Annotated in this window: 13 protein-coding genes; 6 read left to right on the forward strand and 7 right to left on the reverse strand. The window is 46.9% G+C overall.

Annotated features, from left to right (window positions below):
* Window positions 1-158 precede the first annotated feature (158 nt).
* Window positions 159-683, forward strand: a complete 525-nt coding sequence (locus tag H6629_21140) for a hypothetical protein (GenBank protein ID MCB9070289.1) — start codon at window positions 159-161, stop codon at window positions 681-683.
* Here the strand turns inward: H6629_21140 and H6629_21145 are convergent, their stop codons facing one another.
* Complete coding sequence (locus tag H6629_21145) at window positions 684-881, reverse strand: hypothetical protein (protein MCB9070290.1); 198 nt, start codon at window positions 879-881, stop codon at window positions 684-686.
* A 63-nt stretch (window positions 882-944) separates the two neighbouring features.
* The gene (locus H6629_21150) at window positions 945-2,972 is read right to left on the reverse strand and encodes a hypothetical protein (GenBank protein ID MCB9070291.1); all 2,028 of its coding nucleotides are present in this window, start codon (window positions 2,970-2,972) and stop codon (window positions 945-947) included.
* A 163-nt stretch (window positions 2,973-3,135) separates the two neighbouring features.
* On the opposite strand from H6629_21150, the gene H6629_21155 reads away from it, so the two are divergent.
* Window positions 3,136-4,761 carry a hypothetical protein gene (locus tag H6629_21155; GenBank protein MCB9070292.1) on the forward strand — a complete coding sequence of 542 codons (1,626 nt, stop codon included), beginning with the start codon at window positions 3,136-3,138 and terminating at the stop codon, window positions 4,759-4,761.
* A 19-nt stretch (window positions 4,762-4,780) separates the two neighbouring features.
* Here the strand turns inward: H6629_21155 and H6629_21160 are convergent, their stop codons facing one another.
* Both H6629_21160 and H6629_21165 read right to left on the reverse strand, forming a co-directional pair.
* Window positions 4,781-6,220 (reverse strand): oligosaccharide flippase family protein, encoded by a 1,440-nt coding sequence (locus tag H6629_21160; protein MCB9070293.1) that lies wholly within the window; start codon window positions 6,218-6,220, stop codon window positions 4,781-4,783.
* Window positions 6,221-7,105, reverse strand: coding sequence for a glycosyltransferase family 2 protein (locus tag H6629_21165; GenBank protein ID MCB9070294.1), 885 nt, complete (start codon window positions 7,103-7,105; stop codon window positions 6,221-6,223).
* Between the two features lie 124 nt (window positions 7,106-7,229).
* Here H6629_21165 and H6629_21170 point away from each other — a divergent pair, with 124 nt between their 5' ends.
* The 4 genes from H6629_21170 to H6629_21185 all read left to right on the forward strand — a co-directional run bounded on the left by H6629_21170 (window position 7,230) and on the right by H6629_21185 (window position 12,311).
* On the forward strand, window positions 7,230-9,101 hold the full coding sequence (locus tag H6629_21170) for a hypothetical protein (protein ID MCB9070295.1): 1,872 nt from the start codon (window positions 7,230-7,232) through the stop codon (window positions 9,099-9,101).
* A 373-nt stretch (window positions 9,102-9,474) separates the two neighbouring features.
* Window positions 9,475-10,167, forward strand: coding sequence for a GNAT family N-acetyltransferase (locus H6629_21175; protein MCB9070296.1), 693 nt, complete (start codon window positions 9,475-9,477; stop codon window positions 10,165-10,167).
* Complete coding sequence (locus H6629_21180) at window positions 10,164-11,141, forward strand: N-acetyl-gamma-glutamyl-phosphate reductase (GenBank protein ID MCB9070297.1); 978 nt, start codon at window positions 10,164-10,166, stop codon at window positions 11,139-11,141. Before H6629_21175 ends, H6629_21180 begins: the two co-directional genes overlap by 4 nt.
* Window positions 11,142-11,177: 36 nt before the next feature.
* Entirely contained in the window at window positions 11,178-12,311 is a 1,134-nt protein-coding gene (locus H6629_21185; protein ID MCB9070298.1) for an aminotransferase class III-fold pyridoxal phosphate-dependent enzyme, read from the forward strand.
* A gap of 17 nt (window positions 12,312-12,328) precedes the next feature.
* Here H6629_21185 and H6629_21190 read toward each other — a convergent pair whose 3' ends face one another.
* The 3 genes from H6629_21190 to H6629_21200 form a co-directional block, all read right to left on the reverse strand.
* Window positions 12,329-13,672, reverse strand: coding sequence for a hypothetical protein (locus H6629_21190; protein MCB9070299.1), 1,344 nt, complete (start codon window positions 13,670-13,672; stop codon window positions 12,329-12,331).
* A gap of 173 nt (window positions 13,673-13,845) precedes the next feature.
* On the reverse strand, window positions 13,846-15,177 hold the full coding sequence (hisS, locus tag H6629_21195; protein ID MCB9070300.1) for a histidine--tRNA ligase: 1,332 nt from the start codon (window positions 15,175-15,177) through the stop codon (window positions 13,846-13,848).
* A gap of 91 nt (window positions 15,178-15,268) precedes the next feature.
* Entirely contained in the window at window positions 15,269-15,643 is a 375-nt protein-coding gene (locus tag H6629_21200) for a hypothetical protein (protein ID MCB9070301.1), read from the reverse strand.
* Between the last annotated feature and the right edge of the window lie 119 nt (window positions 15,644-15,762).

Raw genomic sequence — 15,762 nt, forward strand, 5'->3', positions numbered from 1 at the left:
AAAGGTTTGTGAAGAATTTTGGTGCACAAAAGTTGGCAAATCTATTTCCGGTTGATAAACCGATACAAAATGTTTAGATTTTTGGCAAAAACGGTAGAACAATGATTAAACGTGATTATTTAAAACAACCTATCCGCAAGCAAATTAAAGAGTTACGGATGCATTGGCAAATGTATTTTTTGCCGGCAGCTTTATTTTACGGTTTGGCAGTCTGGCATTTGCTGTCCATTCATCCGTCGGTTAAACCGGAAATGGCAGCGTATGTTAAAAATATCGATTTGGGTGGGTTTATCATCGCAATCCTGATGGCGGTGGTGATCCTGCAAATCAAACGGCAGTTTTTTTCGCTGCGATTTGCCCGAACATTTGTTGCAGAAGCCATTCAGCATCAAGCCGATATTTCTGACGCAGATGTGGTTCGTAATATTTTTCGCGTCTGGAAAGCCAAATTTTCCACAGTTTGGCTGTTGGGAATGTTAATAATTTTGGTAGGCGTTGCCAGTTATTGGTTGACATTTAGCCCGGCAATCAACTTTCATATTTATTTTGTAATCGGCGCATTTTCGATGGTTATAAATTTTCCCCGGCAGGATTTGTTTATCGATTTACCGTGGCAAATTGCCGAAGCCCGTCGCGATAAAGATGCTGCAGAACGCACTGCAATGGAGAAAAACGAGGAATAATCAAGCCCGAAATTTCGCTGCTTCGTATGCGGACCACAAATGCATAATCCAGCCTAACAACACCAGCCACAGCAGCACATCCAACACAAAATGAACCAATCCGCGCAACGCGCGACCCTGCAATAATTGACCCAATCCGGGAATAAACAAACTACACAATGCCGCAATCACATTTCCGCCGGAACCCGGTTCTGCCATTTTTCTGTCTCCTTTTTTGATCTCCTTTTCAAACGGAAATCCGGTCGAATTGATTCAGTCTTTTTATTTTCGATTGATACGAAATAACGCGTAAACTAACCGTTTTGCTGCTCCCGGCTGCGATATCTCCACAATTCCCTGCGTAAAAACTTCGCGATTAACGATAACCTGATATTGCAATTGGCTGTCGCCATTTTGGGCGATCTGCACCTCCGGCCAATTTTCATTTTCCGGTGCATTCCAATTGATGTTGAAATCGTGCAGGTCATCTTCGATATGTTGCCAGTGGGTTTCGTTCGCCAGCGATTCGTTCACATTCAGCCGGAACGCCATCTGCAAACCGGAAAACGGCACCAGCTCAGGATAATTTTGATACAGCATGTTCGTGTGAAAAATCCGTTGCGGTTGCCAGCCTTCTTCTGCGGCAATTTCGCCGGCGTTCTGGTGGATTCTGGCGATCAGCAGTCGTTCGTACTGATTGTCCAATTTGCTGTCGCTGAGCGTTTCGGTGAGTGTGTCGTATGCTTTTTCCGACTCGCCATCTTCCCGCTGCAGCATTCCGCTAAAATATCGATAATAGCGATCCACATTTTCGCGCGGATCGGTTTGGGCATCTTCGCTGAACACTTTTTTGAAATAATTGGTGCTGTAATTTTGAATAATGAACCAGAGCTCGTCAAAACTGATGATCGATTCGGAGTGAAACGGGCGATAAAAAACCATTTCGCGTTCGGGATTATCTGCCATTTCGTTGGCCAGCCGATAGAGCATCGTATATTTTTCCAGCGTCAATCCGGGGAAGCGTTTCCACCAATCAAAGGCGATCCAGTTATTTTTATTCTCGAATTTGGTTGCCTTCAGCCGGGCATTTGTGAGCATCAATTGCAATGTTTTTAGCATAAACCGATACTGATCTTCGCGAAAGGATGTATTGTAATGCACCTCTTTAAAATTTTCCGCTTTGGCAAGCGCGCTGGCGCATTCGTCCAGTTGTCCGGCGTAGAGATACATCCGGGCGAGACAGAGGTTATCCCAGCCGTAGCCGATGGTGTAACCGTGGCTGTCGCGATCCGCCTGTAGATGCGCTGCACCGGCGAACGGTGTATCTTTGCTGACCTGCACAATTGAAAATCCCTGCCAATGCCCGCCGCGACTGCGCGATCCCATATCCGGCACATCGGAGAAATATTTTTCAGCCTCGCGCAAATCCACCGCGGAAAGGTAAGTGTAGCCGAGATTCACGTTTTTCGCAAGATTATCATCGCCGGGCATTTTTTTGAAATAGCTGGCAGCCAGCTCCGGATTCAAATTATAGCCATACAAAATGCCGCGCGTGTTGGCCAGCGTGCTCATCGGGCCTTCGATAAACGAGCTGTTGAATGCGTTGTAAAATGGCGTGTTCGGCACGAAAACGCCCATAATTTCCCGGCGGATAAACCCTACATTCTTTTTGTAACGCATTTCCATCGTGTCGGAATAAGCGACGGCTTCCTGCATATTTTCTTCGATGCTGTCACGCAGAAAACCGTATTTTTCGCTGGTGTAAATTCGCGATCGAAAATACAGCCAGGAAATCCAGTGCAGCGACTGAAAATCGAAAACGAGGTTTTTGCTGAGCAACCTTCGCGATGCCGCGTATGCGGAATCCGGCTGTTCCAGTGTGATGTACGTGTTGATTAATCGATTGGAAAGGTCGTAATAATCGAGCTGTTTGAGCAGATCGCGCCATGCGCCGCCAAAAATAGCTTCGCCGTCGATCCGGCGTTTCAGCAGCCGCCCGAAATCTTTTTCGAACAAATCGATTGCTTTTCGCAGCGGCGGAACCGCTTTGGCAAGCCCGGAAAGTTCCTCCGCACGTTCGGAAAAATGGTAGCCTTCAATCAAATAGCCAACATAGTATGTGCTGTCCAAATGTTGCGCCTGATTCGCCCGGCGATACGCTTCCGCAGAATTGTATTCGTAACCCCAGCGCAAGCTGTCGATGGTTTCGCGGGTGCGATTTTGGGCTTCGGCAACTGTTGGTGCGGCAAACTGGAGCAGCGCCGCAGCAATCCAAATCATCAGGTGTAATTTATATCGCGAAATGCTCATTGAGTTGTTTTCCGATCGTCGATTGTTTTTTCTGAAAATATCCCTGAAAAGTAAAAAAACTTCGGTCTTTTTGAAAATTATTTTTTATACTGGTCTGATTTGATATTTGTTCGCTGAAAAATGCTGTCGCATTGGAAATCTGAAACGTGAAAAGCCGGAATTAATGACGCAACGATATAACATTTTGAGTATTTTATCTATTGTTTTTATTGGACTTGTGGTGTTGTATCCATCGCTGGATATTTATTTTGTCAGCGATAATATCGGGCACATCGAACATGCGGCAAAAAATGTAACCCTGCTGGATTATCGCTATTTTCGCCCGCTCACCATCGCCAGCCTCTGGCTCGATCTGCAGATCTGGGGCGCCAATTTCACCGGATACCACATCACCAATCTGGTGTTGCACATTATAATGAGTGTTACGGTTTATTTGCTGGCGATTATGATGGTTCGCAGCCGTTTTTTCGGACTCAGCGCCGCATTTTTCTTTTTGCTTCACCCCATTCACAGCCTTGATATTTTCTGGATTTCCGGCAGAACAGACATGATCTGCGGAATTTTTTACATCAGTTCGCTGTTATTTTTTATCCGCTATTTTAAGACCGAAGATTTGCGATACAATTTTGCATCTATCCTGTTGTTTCTTCTCGCTTTATTGTCCAAAGAAATGGCGGTTTCTCTGCCGCTGGTTGCGCTGGTATATGCCTTTGTTTTTGAGGAAGGACACTTTAGGGTCAGAGTGAGAGAAGCATTTCGGCTATCTTCTGTTTTTTGGCTGGTGCTGATCGCATATCTGGTGTTTCGCTATTTGAACATCGGTGATGCGGCGTTTTCCAATGCCGACCACAATTTGGCAAATCCGCTGCTGTTATTCAAAAATTTGGCAATTTATCTGGGATTATTGGTAATTCCCGGCGGGCACATCGAAATTGCGCAATATTTTCAGGCAAACCCGATGGCGTTTGCAGTGGCTGCGATAGCCGCTATTTTGGTGCTGGTTTTTTCTGCCGGATTGTTTCGTCGTTCGCGATTGCTGTTTTTTACACTGATGTTCACTTTGATCACACTTTTGCCCGTTTTGCGATTGGTGATGCGCTGGTATTTATACATTCCGTCGGTGGGAATTTGTTTGGGTTTGGCGTATTTGTTGTATTTGGCCAATCGCTCCAAACGACGTATTTTTGTGCTTTCGTATGGCGGTGTGTTGTTGGTTTGCTGGATTTACGCTATGTTTTTAATGACAGATCAACGCCGCTGGATCGAAGCGGGAAACCTCTCCCGCGAATACACCGGAAAAGTTGCAGCCACAATTGCGGAGAAGCAACTGCGTAGTTGCTACCTGCTGAATGTACCCGGCGAGCTTGCCGAAGTGCCGGTAAATATGTTCGGTCTGGGATCGTTCCTCAATTTCCGGTTGCGCCATGAATTTAATTATTCCGATTCTGTAAGTGTTAAAAGAATCAGCTACTTATCGCTGGCAAGCGAGGATGATTTCCGGAAGCAGGTTGCCCACAAAACCGGTGAAAATGAATACGAATTGGCGCTTTTCCAAACCGGTGCGCATTACTTTTTTCCGAAACGAACGGATTTGCAGAGAATTGCTTTTAGCAAAGGAATGGTGATCGAAGAGCCTGATTTTCAGCAGGAAATTTTGGAAGTGAATGACCGCAAACTGCCTGTCCAGATGATTGTCCGAATGAAAAATATCGGTGATCCGGTTTTGATTTTTCGCGATAGCGAAGTGGTTGTGGCATTGCCCGATTCAATGGTTGTGAAAAATCCGTAAACAATTGATATTGTGTTACTTAACGCCCAAATGTCACGCTGATTTGGCGAACGATTGTTCGCCGCTCTTTTGGTGAAATTTCTCCGAAAATCACAAATAAAATACCCGCCAAAACCCCCAAAACCGGCAATTCGATCAGCAGTTGCCAGGCTTCCGCAACCCAAATCTCACTCAACCAGAAACAAATTCCGGTGACAATCGCGCTGCGAAATAGTGATTGCAGCGGAAAAATTCCCGGCATCAACCGGGATACCAGCCACATGCCGGCAATCGCGCCGATCAGCGATCCGCCGGTTGTTACGCTTGCTGCGCCGATCATTTCAAATTGCGGTACGAAATGCCAATATCCCGGCAGCACCAACAGAATCAAAGCAGCATTTAAAAACAAGCTCCAATTTGGGAAACCTTTTGCAACCATCAGCGCTGTGGACAGAGAAATGAGAATTGCAGCTATCTCACTGAATATTAGGATTTGAAAAACCGGTGCGGCATCCGTAAATTCGCTGCCGAACACAAACGGCACAATTTCGTGAACCGAACCGGCGACGATCGCCGCCAGCGGCAGCAATCCCAGCGCCAGCCGCAACGCGTTCCGTGCTGTCGATTGTGCCTCCAAATGACGATTTTTGCTGAGCATGTTGCTCACGGTTGAAATCAGCAATGGTGAAATCGAGGTCATGAAAATAGTGCTGAGCATCAGCAAATTTTGGGCAGCGCCGTAAAATCCGGCTTGCGCTGCGCTGCCGTTGAATATTTTGAGCGCCAGCAAATCCGCACGTTGGTAAATGCGCCGGGCAGTTGCCGACCAAAACAGCAACACGCTGTATCGCCAAAATGTGCCCAACGGCACCGAGGTTTGTCGCCAAATCGGCAGTTTCAGCCAACGCACTGCAATTGCCAGTTCGATGACTGATGCAGCTATAATTCCGGCAATTGCTCCGGCAATTGAATAACCGAGCCACACCAGCAAAATCACGAAAAACAATCGCCCGATCCAATAAATTACGGCTGCAGAGGCGCGTGGTTTAAATCGTCCGGTGCTGATAAACACATTTCGATAGCCGCGTGCCAGGCAAAAAACAGGGATATCTAAAGCAAATAATTTTAAATATTTAGCGAGTTCTGGTTCGTTGACAATACCGGCAATCCAATCTGCCGAAACCCAAAAAACACCGGCACATGCAGCGCCGATCAAAAAATGCAAACGCAAAATCGAAACAGCAAACGGTCGCCAGTTTTCCTGCTCGCTGAGCAATTTGAACGATGCCCGGGAAAATAGTGAGGTCACGCTCCACTCCACCCACGACACCAGCGTTGCAGCCAGCACCAGATAACCATATCCGGCGGGACCAAATTGGCGGCTCAAAAATGCCGCCGTCACCAGTCCGGTGGGTAAAGCCAGCGCTTCGCCGAGGAAAATCAGCGCGCTGCCGTTCAACCAATTTCTTTGGGAAAACATTTATTGCTCCGGATTGAGATAGCCCAGAAATTCACCGAAAGACCACGCAGCTAACCCCAGAAAAATCAAAGGGCTGGACGTGATAAATTGCTGCAGGTAAACACGATTTTGAAACGCCCGTTTGGCAGTTCGGGCGAACAGCAAAAACGGCAGGGAAGGGGAGAGGAGTGCAAATACCAGCCGTCGATTACGGGAAAACTGCTGTTGCCGGCAGCGCATTTGCGCAAAACTTTTTCCGTGGAATGGCGCATGCGCCAGAAATTTTCTGAAGCTGGTGAGGTTGATGTGCGAAACCATAATCGACGGCACAAATCGCGCCCGGATACCGTCGCGGGCGATTCGCCAGTGAAATGCGCTGTCCGAACAGTAAACGCCCTCGATAAACGGACCGTAATTGTTAAACGTATCGCGGGTGATAGAAAGGCAACAGGTGGGAATTTCCGCCATTTCGCGGCGGGGAAAGTTGGGCATCCACTGGCTGAATTCGCAAAAATAATACGCCCAGCCTACATAACTTTCGGGATTTCCGTTGCCCACAGCGCCGCCGATAACCGGATGCGGCGTTTCGTGTGCCAGCACAATTTCTTCAATCCAATGTGAATCGGCGATGCAATCCGCATCGATAAACGCAATAATTTCGCCCGTAGATTGCCGTATTCCGTAGTTTCTGGCATCGCCGGGAAATTTGCGCTCCGAAAAGGTGAACAACCGAACCATTGGGAATTCCCGTCGAATAAGATTGCCGGTGCCGTCAGTTGAGCTATCGACAACCACAATTTCATAAACGCCCTGATAGGTTTGCCGGAACAGCGATTTCAGGGTTTTCAGTATTGTGTTGCGCGAATTAAACGATGCAATAATGATCGAAACGACAGGTTTTTCCATAAGCTTTCTTTGGTTGACGATGCTATATTACAATTTTTCAGAGCGAAACTTATGCGTCATTTCACGAAATGGGGCATAAAATATTTTAAATTTATTGAATGTTTGATCAACCGGAAAATCGCCCGTGAATCGCTTTCACTATCATTTTTTAACCGCCACAAAACGACTGCTGCGGTGGGCGCTCAACCGGATGTTTGGCGAAAAAATAGCGATTTATTTTTCACCGCTGCGATGGGCAAACGGACTGGATCTGCAATTCCACTCACCTTTGAAAACGCGGTTTTTGGAACAGGCGATGCGCTGCTGGCGATCGCACGATCAGCCGCGCCGTTATTTGAAACCGGGTATCTCGCTCGCGGACTTTTTTTCGGCGATGAACGCGGACGGAATCCGCTATCTCGTGCTGCGCTGGTTCGAATCGCTACCGGATGTACAGCCGGGAGAAGATATCGATTTGCTGGTCGCAGACAACGATATTGCGAAGCTGGAAAAATGGCTTTCGCCCCATCAAACAAACAATTCACAACTATTTGATATTTATAGTGTTAGCGGCATCAGCGGGACCCAATTTCGTATCGCGTTGCCATATTTTCCGGCGCATCTTTCCGGTGAATTATTGCGAAAACGGTTGCAGTTGCCAAACGGCGTTTTTGCATCAGATTCCCGGTTGCACTGGTTGAGTTTGGGTTTTCACGCAGCGTATCACAAAGCGGAAAAATCGGGTTTTCCTGTTGCTGCAGATGACCGAAAGTTTGCCCAAAATTCTGATCATGATTACCAGAGAGCATTGGAAAAAATCGGGGAAGTTGCCGGATTACCGATGCCGAATAATTTGACGGATTTGGATAAAACGCTGTTCGAACACAATTGGGCGCCGCCGGTGGATTTTGCGAGAAAACTGGCTGAAAACCACAGCCCCTGGCTGTTGAAAAAATACCCGCGATCCGATGCGGCTTTTTGGGAAAATGACCAGAAAACCGATGCCCGGGTTTCCGTTTTTCTCGTGCGCGAGTGGGCGCAAAAACATAACCTCATCGATCTGATTCGCAAAACAATCGAGCGTCAGGGTTTCGAAATTGTTTTGGATGCGGCGCTCACCGAAAATCAGCAGGAAATTGCTGCAACCCGGTTGCGCGGCGGCAACTGGAATCGCGGACCGTATCCGGTTTGCGGCGGTCGTCCGGTGTGGTGTTTTGTGGCGCTCGATCAAACCCCGCCGGAAATTCCCGGAAAATTGCAAAAGCAACTCCCTTTTTTGAACAATCCCAACACATTTTGGGTGAAACAGTCGCTTCGGGATGCAATAAATACCCAACTGCCGCCGGCGCAACAGGTTAATTTTTTGCATGCCTGCGACGATCACGCCGAAGCCCGGGAATATTTGCAACTGCTTTTTCCGGAAAAATATGATGATATTTGCCAAAAAATCTGCCAAATGATCGCCCAATTTCAAACACCCGAAACGGTGATCCGTCAACTTAGCCGATACTCCCGGCGCGCAATAGTTGAGCTGATCGAGTGGCGCGGTGAAACGGCTGTTCGGAAGACATTCAAATCGGGGCGCAGCAGGTTTTTGGCTCGCGAAGTTGAGCTTTTACAGTATTTTGGGGCAGAAGGCCAGCCGGTGCCGCAACTGCTGGAAAACGGTGAAAATTATCTGATTTCCTCATTTGTTGATGGCGAAACGCAAATTTCCTATCGAAAAAAACAGATTACCGCAATCAATAGTTTTCTGAAATTTTTATTCGAAAACGGATACGCCCATCTCGATTTCAAACCGGATTCCCTGATCTGGAAAAATGACGGTTTAGTTGCAGTCATCGATTTTGAATATTGCCAGAAATACGACGTCCAGCCAACGGAATTCCGGGATTCGTACGATTTGCGTGGTGCGCCACCAACATTCACCGGCGATATTCCCGTTGGCGGGCAGTCATTTATCGATCACTGCTGGCGAAAATCAGCCGGAAAACCGTTGCGAAAACGCATGTTTTAATGTTGCGAAAATATTCAAGATCACGAGAAATGTTTTGTTTTTGCTTTTCCGGCAACATATATTAGCGACTTCAAAAACAAACAAAGGCAGTTGGTGTGAATCGGTTATTTCAACATTTATTTTCTGAAATTTTCCGGATGTGGCAAATCGCTACTTCACGCAATTTGTTTGTTTCCCCCACCCAAATTTCACCATTCAACCCGTTTGCTCCGCTTTCCCGTCGCGTATTCCCGCGTAGGCCCTAATGGGTCTAAAAAGCGCGACATGACAAATTTGTCAACTTCCTATGTATAATTTATATCCTTTAAAGGGTTGTATTTTATTAATTTAAAGTGAATTAAATTCCCTGTACATTTTAACTTGGGAGACCGCAATGAAAGCGGAACAACAGTTTGCAGCATCAGATTTTTTGATAGAAAATGCCAATGATCATCATAAAAAATACGCAGAACGGATCGCTGAAATGCTCGAAGAAAGCGCCCGCGCTCGCGGCATCGGCATTGCCCGGCGCTCTGCAGAATATATCGCCAAAAAAATGCAGGAAGGCAAAGCGATCATCGCTTTTCACAAACCGAGCGGGCAGCTTGCCGGTTTCACTTACATCGAAACGTGGACGCACGATAAATATGTTGCCAACTCCGGCCTGATTGTTCAGCCGGAATTTCGCGGCTCAAATCTCGGCAAGCGGTTAAAACATGCGTCTTTTGCGCTGTCGCGGAAAAAATATCCCGATGCGCGAATTTTTTCCATCACCACCAGCCACGCAGTGATGAAAATGAACACGGAACTCGGTTTTTCGCCGGTGCCTTTTTCCGAACTGACAACCGACAAAGAATTTTGGGACGGTTGCCAATCCTGCCGTAATTACGACATTTTGATGCGCAACGATCGCAAAATGTGCCTTTGCACCGGACTGATGTTCGATCCTGAAGAAAAAAAGAAAGCGTTCCAGAAAAAAATGATGCGCAATAAACTCGTTGCGGTTTTGACGAGCGTGATCACTTTGCGGCGTCAACGGTTGTCCAATGGCAAACTGACCGTAAAACCGGCGATGAAAAAATTATGAACATCTCTGAAAAAACAATTCGGGTCGGGATTGTGGGCGGCGCTGGATACACCGGCGGCGAATTGCTGCGTATCCTGTTAAATCACCCAAATGCGGAAGTTGCATTTGTTCACAGCAGCAGCAATGCCGGAAACGCGCTGTCGGATGTTCACACGGATTTGTTTGGTGAAACCGATTTGCGGTTCACCGATACGTTAAACGATGCCATCGACGTGTTGTTTTTATGCGTCGGTCACGGAAAAGCCGCCGAATTTCTGGCGAAAAATGCCAACGCCGAACATGTTAAAATTATTGATCTTAGTCAGGATTTTCGACCGGAAACGGATGGCTTTGTTTACGGACTGCCGGAGTTGCAGCGGGAGCGAATCCGGACGGCGCACAAAATTGCCAATCCGGGATGTTTTGCCACTGCAATTCAATTGGCGCTGTTGCCGCTTGCCAAGGCGGGCGAGTTGTCGGAAGCAGTTCACGTCAGCGCGATTACCGGCTCCACTGGTGCCGGACAATCGTTGTCGGAAACCACTCATTTTACATGGCGAAACAACAATATTTCGGTGTATAAAGCGTTTCAACACCAGCACTTAACAGAAATCCGGCGAAGCCTGCAACAGCTGCAAAGCGGTTGGGATGCTGCCATTCATTTTATCCCGTTTCGCGGCGGATTTACCCGGGGTATTTTGGCGTCTGTGCATCTCACTTCTCATCTGGCATCGAACGAAGCAGCGGCGTTATTTGCGAATTATTACAGCGAACACCCGTTTGTGCGATTGTCCGAAATCAACCCGGATTTGAAACAGGTGGTGAACACCAACAACGCCATTTTACACACCGAAAAACATGGCGATCAATTGCTGATCGTCAGCATCATCGATAATTTGGTGAAAGGCGCATCCGGGCAAGCGGTGCAAAATATGAACCTGATGTTCGGGCTGCCGGAAACCGCCGGGCTAAAGCTGAAACCGGTCGCATTCTGAAAATTCCAACATTCCCATTAACAAATCGGATCAACAATGAAATTATTTGATGTTTACCCACGTTACGATATTGCGCCGGTTCGCGGCGAGGATGTTTTCGTTTGGGATGACGCCGGGAATCGCTATCTTGATTTATATGGCGGGCACGCAGTGATATCGATCGGGCATTCCCACCCGGATTATGTAAGGCGGATTTCGGAACAGCTCAACCAACTCGGATTTTATTCCAATTCGGTAAACATGCCGATTCAGGATGCGTTGGCGGCGAAGCTTGGCGAATTGTCCGGCTATCCGGAATACAATTTGTTTTTGACAAATTCCGGTGCCGAATCGATTGAAAATGCCTTAAAGCTGGCATCTTTTTTCAACGGTCGAAAAAAAGTTGTGGCGTTCGGCGGCGCATTTCACGGGCGGACGGCTGCCGCAGTAGCAGTAACGGATAATCCCAAAATTCGCGCACCGTTTAACGAAACGGAACAGGTGATTTTTCTGAAACTGAACGATGCAGATGCGGTTCAAAATGCGCTGCAAAGTAATGATATTGCAGCAGTTATTGTTGAAGGAATTCAGGGTGTCGGCGGCATTCAGGTTGCGGAAAATAATTTTTTGCAGAACATTCGCCGATGCTGCGACGAAACCGGCACACTGATGATTCTCGACGAAGTGCAATCCGGATACGGTCGCAGCGGGAAATTTTTCGCCCATCAATTTGCAGAAATCCAACCGGATTTGATCACAGTGGCAAAGGGAATGGGCAACGGTTTCCCGATTGGTGGTGTGTTGATTCATCCAAAATTTGAGGCGTGGCACGGGATGCTGGGCACAACTTTTGGCGGAAATCATCTCGCATGTGCCGCCGGACTCGCCGTTTTGGAGGTTATCGAATCCGAACATCTGATCGAAAATGCCCAAAAAACCGGCGATTTTCTGCTGCAATCGCTGAAGCAAATGTCCGGTGCAATTCGCGAAGTTCGCGGGCACGGATTGATGATTGGTGTGGAATTGGAAAAACCTTGCGCAGATTTGCGCAAAGCGTTGCTGTTTGAGGAGCGTATTTTCACTGGTGTTTCTGGCAAAAATACCATTCGACTGTTGCCGCCGTTAACGCTGAAAACATCGCACGCAGAATATTTTTTGGAGAAATTTGAGCAAAGAATTCGGCAGTTGTGATACGGTGAAAAGTGGATTTACTCCACTTTTTCCAGTTCGGAAGTGCTGATGCTGTAATAATGTTGCAGGTCGATCAAAATTTCCAGCTTTTCGGTTGTCCCGCTATTGCTGTCGGGTTTGTAAATCAAGCCTAACGGTTGATAATTCCGCGATGAATAAACGTCCATCCGATGTAAATATTCACAAATTGTTTCTGCTCGCCAGTTTGCCAATTGCTGAACCTGAATCAGGTTTTCCGAAGAAACTTGCACATACCGGACAATCACCGGCGATTCGGAAAATTCGTTAAGCAACAGAACTGCGTCGTTTAAGCTGCTCAGGCTTTGCGGCGACAAATCGTATGAGCCTGGATTGAATTTTACAGAATCCATTTTAAGCGACAGAAAACCGTTTTGCTGCTCAATTTTTCCGGGAAACCGCGCGAGCATCCGTTCCACTTTTCCCTGCAACAATTCCTGCCGCGCTGAAGCCGTGAGATGTGCCGCAAGTTCGCGCGTCAAGATACGATTTTCTTCAATCAATTCGGCATTTCGTTGGATCAAATCCTGATTTTGTTGTTGCACATTGGCAATCGCAGCCCGCAAATCTTTGAATACAGCTGACAAATCTTCATCAAACCGAATGGTTGTAAACAGATCTTTTGCCAAAATGCGGAACTCGCTTTGCAAATCTGTCAAAAAGGTTTCCTGGGCGATGTTTGAATGTTGCAGCGGTTTTAACTGATGCACCAAAAACAACAGCTGGCGGGCATTTTCGATGAGCTGCTGGCTTTTTTGAGTAAGCTGCATAAACGGCGGATTTTTGCGGGATAGCAAGTTTTCCACATCGCGAAGCAACTGCTGTGTTTTTTGAAACTGGTTTGGCGCCACCGTTTCTGCGCCAAGTTCGGCGCTCTCGTGGAGGAGGATGCGCACTTCGCCGAGTAATTTATCGCGAATCGCTTCCTGCTCAGCCTGTTGATAGAGATCGCGGGCTTTTTGTGCGGAACGGGTGTTGCGTTGATTTTGCAGATTTTCTGCGGCGCTTTGCAGCGATTTTTCCGCATTTTGGAAAGTGTTGGTCGATAAATTTTCCGCACCGATATTGATGGCGCGTTCCCGCGCTTCCAGCACATCGGATAATGCTTTTTGGGTTTGGGCAGCTATTTCTGTCCACTGCTGGAGATCGTTTGTGAGCGCGTCAATTTGGGTCGGATCGGATGAAGCGGCGTTTGCTTCCCGCAATCGTTCCAGTTCATTCTGAAATCGGGAATACAAATCGGGATACAACACATCACCGAGATGTATTTTTAGCGTGGCAATTAAACGTTCCAGTTGAACAAGCGAAGCGGAGCTATCCGCCAGAAGTGAAAAGTGTATCAAGCATAGAATTGGGAGAATAAATCTCCATATTCTCATTTTCATATTGATTTTCCGAATTCGTTAATCGGCAAGGATCAATTTAAAAATCTTTGCCAATGTTTCAAAGTGCTAATGTCCAATAATCCAAAAATATCCGTAAAAACTGAAAAAATATGCAGAAATAATACGGAAAATCATTGCTTTTTGTTGACAGAAAGGTGTTGTTTCAAATATGCGGATAATCCGCTTAACGGCAACGATTCCTGTTTTCCGTTGATCATATTTTTGATATTTACGGTTTGTTTTTCCTGCTCATCCGGTCCGGCGATAACAACAAAATGAATGCCTTTGTCATTTGCAAGTCCAAATTGCCCGCGAAGTTTTGCGTTTCCGGAATATAAATCGGTGTTGATTCCCGAATCGCGCAGCAAGTTGGTAATGTGGATGGAGTAGGGGAGAAATTCTTCTGCGAAAACGGTTACCAGCACTTCGGTAGTTGTTCCCAGCCAGTCCGGAAACATGTTCAGTTCTTCCATTACAGTAACGATACGTTCCAGACCAATCGAGCTGCCGGTTGCCGGGAAGCCGTTTCCGCCGAACATGCCGATCAGGTTATCGTACCGTCCGCCGCCGGTGATGCTGCCGATTCGCGGTTCTTCAACAATGGTTTCGAAAATGGGACCGGTGTAATAATCGAGCCCTCGAGCCAAACAGGGGTCGAACAAATAGTTGTTCCGGGGGATGCCGAAGCTGCGAAGCAAATCGACCAGTTTTTCAATTTCCGCAACGCCTTCGATTCCGATGTTGCTATCTGCAAGTCCGTCGCGTGCTTTTTCCAGTCGTTCCGCATTTTCTCCGGAAATATTCAAAATATTCAATATTTTTTGAACTGCGTCATCTCCGATGGCTAAATCTTTGAGTAAGTTCTCAACGCCATCTTGTCCGATTTTATCCAGTTTATCGATGGCACGGAAGATTTCGGTTGCCAAATCCGGGTTTACACCGGCAGCTTCCACAATTCCGGTGAGTACTTTTCGGCTATTGATCCGTATTTTGAATGCAGGAAAGTTGAGACGGGTCAGAATTTCCGACGTGACGGCGAGTAATTCGGCATCCGCCAAAACGGATTCGCTGCCGATGGTGTCGATATCACACTGATAAAATTCCCGGAAGCGCCCTTTTTGGGGTTTATCCGCCCGCCAAACGGGCTGAATTTGGTAGCGTTTGAATGGTTTTGGCAATTGCGGATACATCGCCACAACCCGGGAAAGCGGCACGGTGAGATCGTAGCGCAAACCGACTTCGCGATCGCCGCGATCTGTAAAGCGATAGGTCAACCGGTCACCTTCTTCACCATATTTACCGGAAAGGGTTTCCCACATTTCGATAGTCGGGGTTTCCAGTTGTTCAAAACCAAACTTTTCGAAAACCGTTTTGATGATGTTGATAACGTAATTTCTGCGCACCATTTGTTCGGGTAAAAAATCGCGGGTTCCTTTGTAAATGCGCGGTTTTATTTTGCTCATTTTATTTGTAGCCTCAGTATTGTCATGTTTAGCAAAATGTAAATAATCGGAACTTTGATGAATAAAAATATTGGAACCGAAAATTTGGCAATCAGTTGGGTAATGCACCTTCATCAATCCATTGACCGATGGCTTCGATTTCATCATCAGCCAGGCGTGCGCTGCTGGGCGGCATGCGGGAAATATTTTGAGTGCTTTGAAAGAGCAATTCGTACAGCAAGCTTTGGGTCCGTGAAAATGGCAAAACCACTAATCCCGAGTTGCTTAAAAAATTTAATGGTTCGCTCTGCAAATCCAGTCCACCGGCGCGCGTGCCGGAATCGTGACATGGTGCAAATGAACAATTTTGTGAAAATATCGGCTGAATATGCAGCGAATAACTCAAATCTTTTGCAGGAAAACGGCTTTCTCCCGGTTCGGTGGGGTCGCCGTCACCGCTGCAGGATAAAGTTATTGTAAAGGTCAATACCCAAATGCCCGATATTAGTAATTTTAACAGAGCGTTTTTGCAGTTGTTTTTAAAAAAAATCATTGCCATTATTCCCATTCATCAACGTTTTAAGGCGCGTAAAATACAACATTTGT

This window comes from Calditrichia bacterium (assembly GCA_020634975.1).
GTDB lineage: Bacteria > Calditrichota > Calditrichia > RBG-13-44-9 > J075 > JACKAQ01.

Coding starts and splice junctions, on each gene's coding strand:
- H6629_21160 (MCB9070293.1), bottom strand. CDS start 6,220: ATGTTTTCCCAAAGAAATTGGTTGAACGGCAGCGCGCTGATTTTCCTC.
- H6629_21165 (MCB9070294.1), bottom strand. CDS start 7,105: ATGGAAAAACCTGTCGTTTCGATCATTATTGCATCGTTTAATTCGCGC.
- H6629_21180 (MCB9070297.1), top strand. CDS start 10,164: ATGAACATCTCTGAAAAAACAATTCGGGTCGGGATTGTGGGCGGCGCT.
- H6629_21185 (MCB9070298.1), top strand. CDS start 11,178: ATGAAATTATTTGATGTTTACCCACGTTACGATATTGCGCCGGTTCGC.
- H6629_21150 (MCB9070291.1), bottom strand. CDS start 2,972: ATGAGCATTTCGCGATATAAATTACACCTGATGATTTGGATTGCTGCG.
- H6629_21140 (MCB9070289.1), top strand. CDS start 159: ATGCATTGGCAAATGTATTTTTTGCCGGCAGCTTTATTTTACGGTTTG.
- H6629_21155 (MCB9070292.1), top strand. CDS start 3,136: ATGACGCAACGATATAACATTTTGAGTATTTTATCTATTGTTTTTATT.
- H6629_21145 (MCB9070290.1), bottom strand. CDS start 881: ATGGCAGAACCGGGTTCCGGCGGAAATGTGATTGCGGCATTGTGTAGT.
- hisS (MCB9070300.1), bottom strand. CDS start 15,177: ATGAGCAAAATAAAACCGCGCATTTACAAAGGAACCCGCGATTTTTTA.
- H6629_21175 (MCB9070296.1), top strand. CDS start 9,475: ATGAAAGCGGAACAACAGTTTGCAGCATCAGATTTTTTGATAGAAAAT.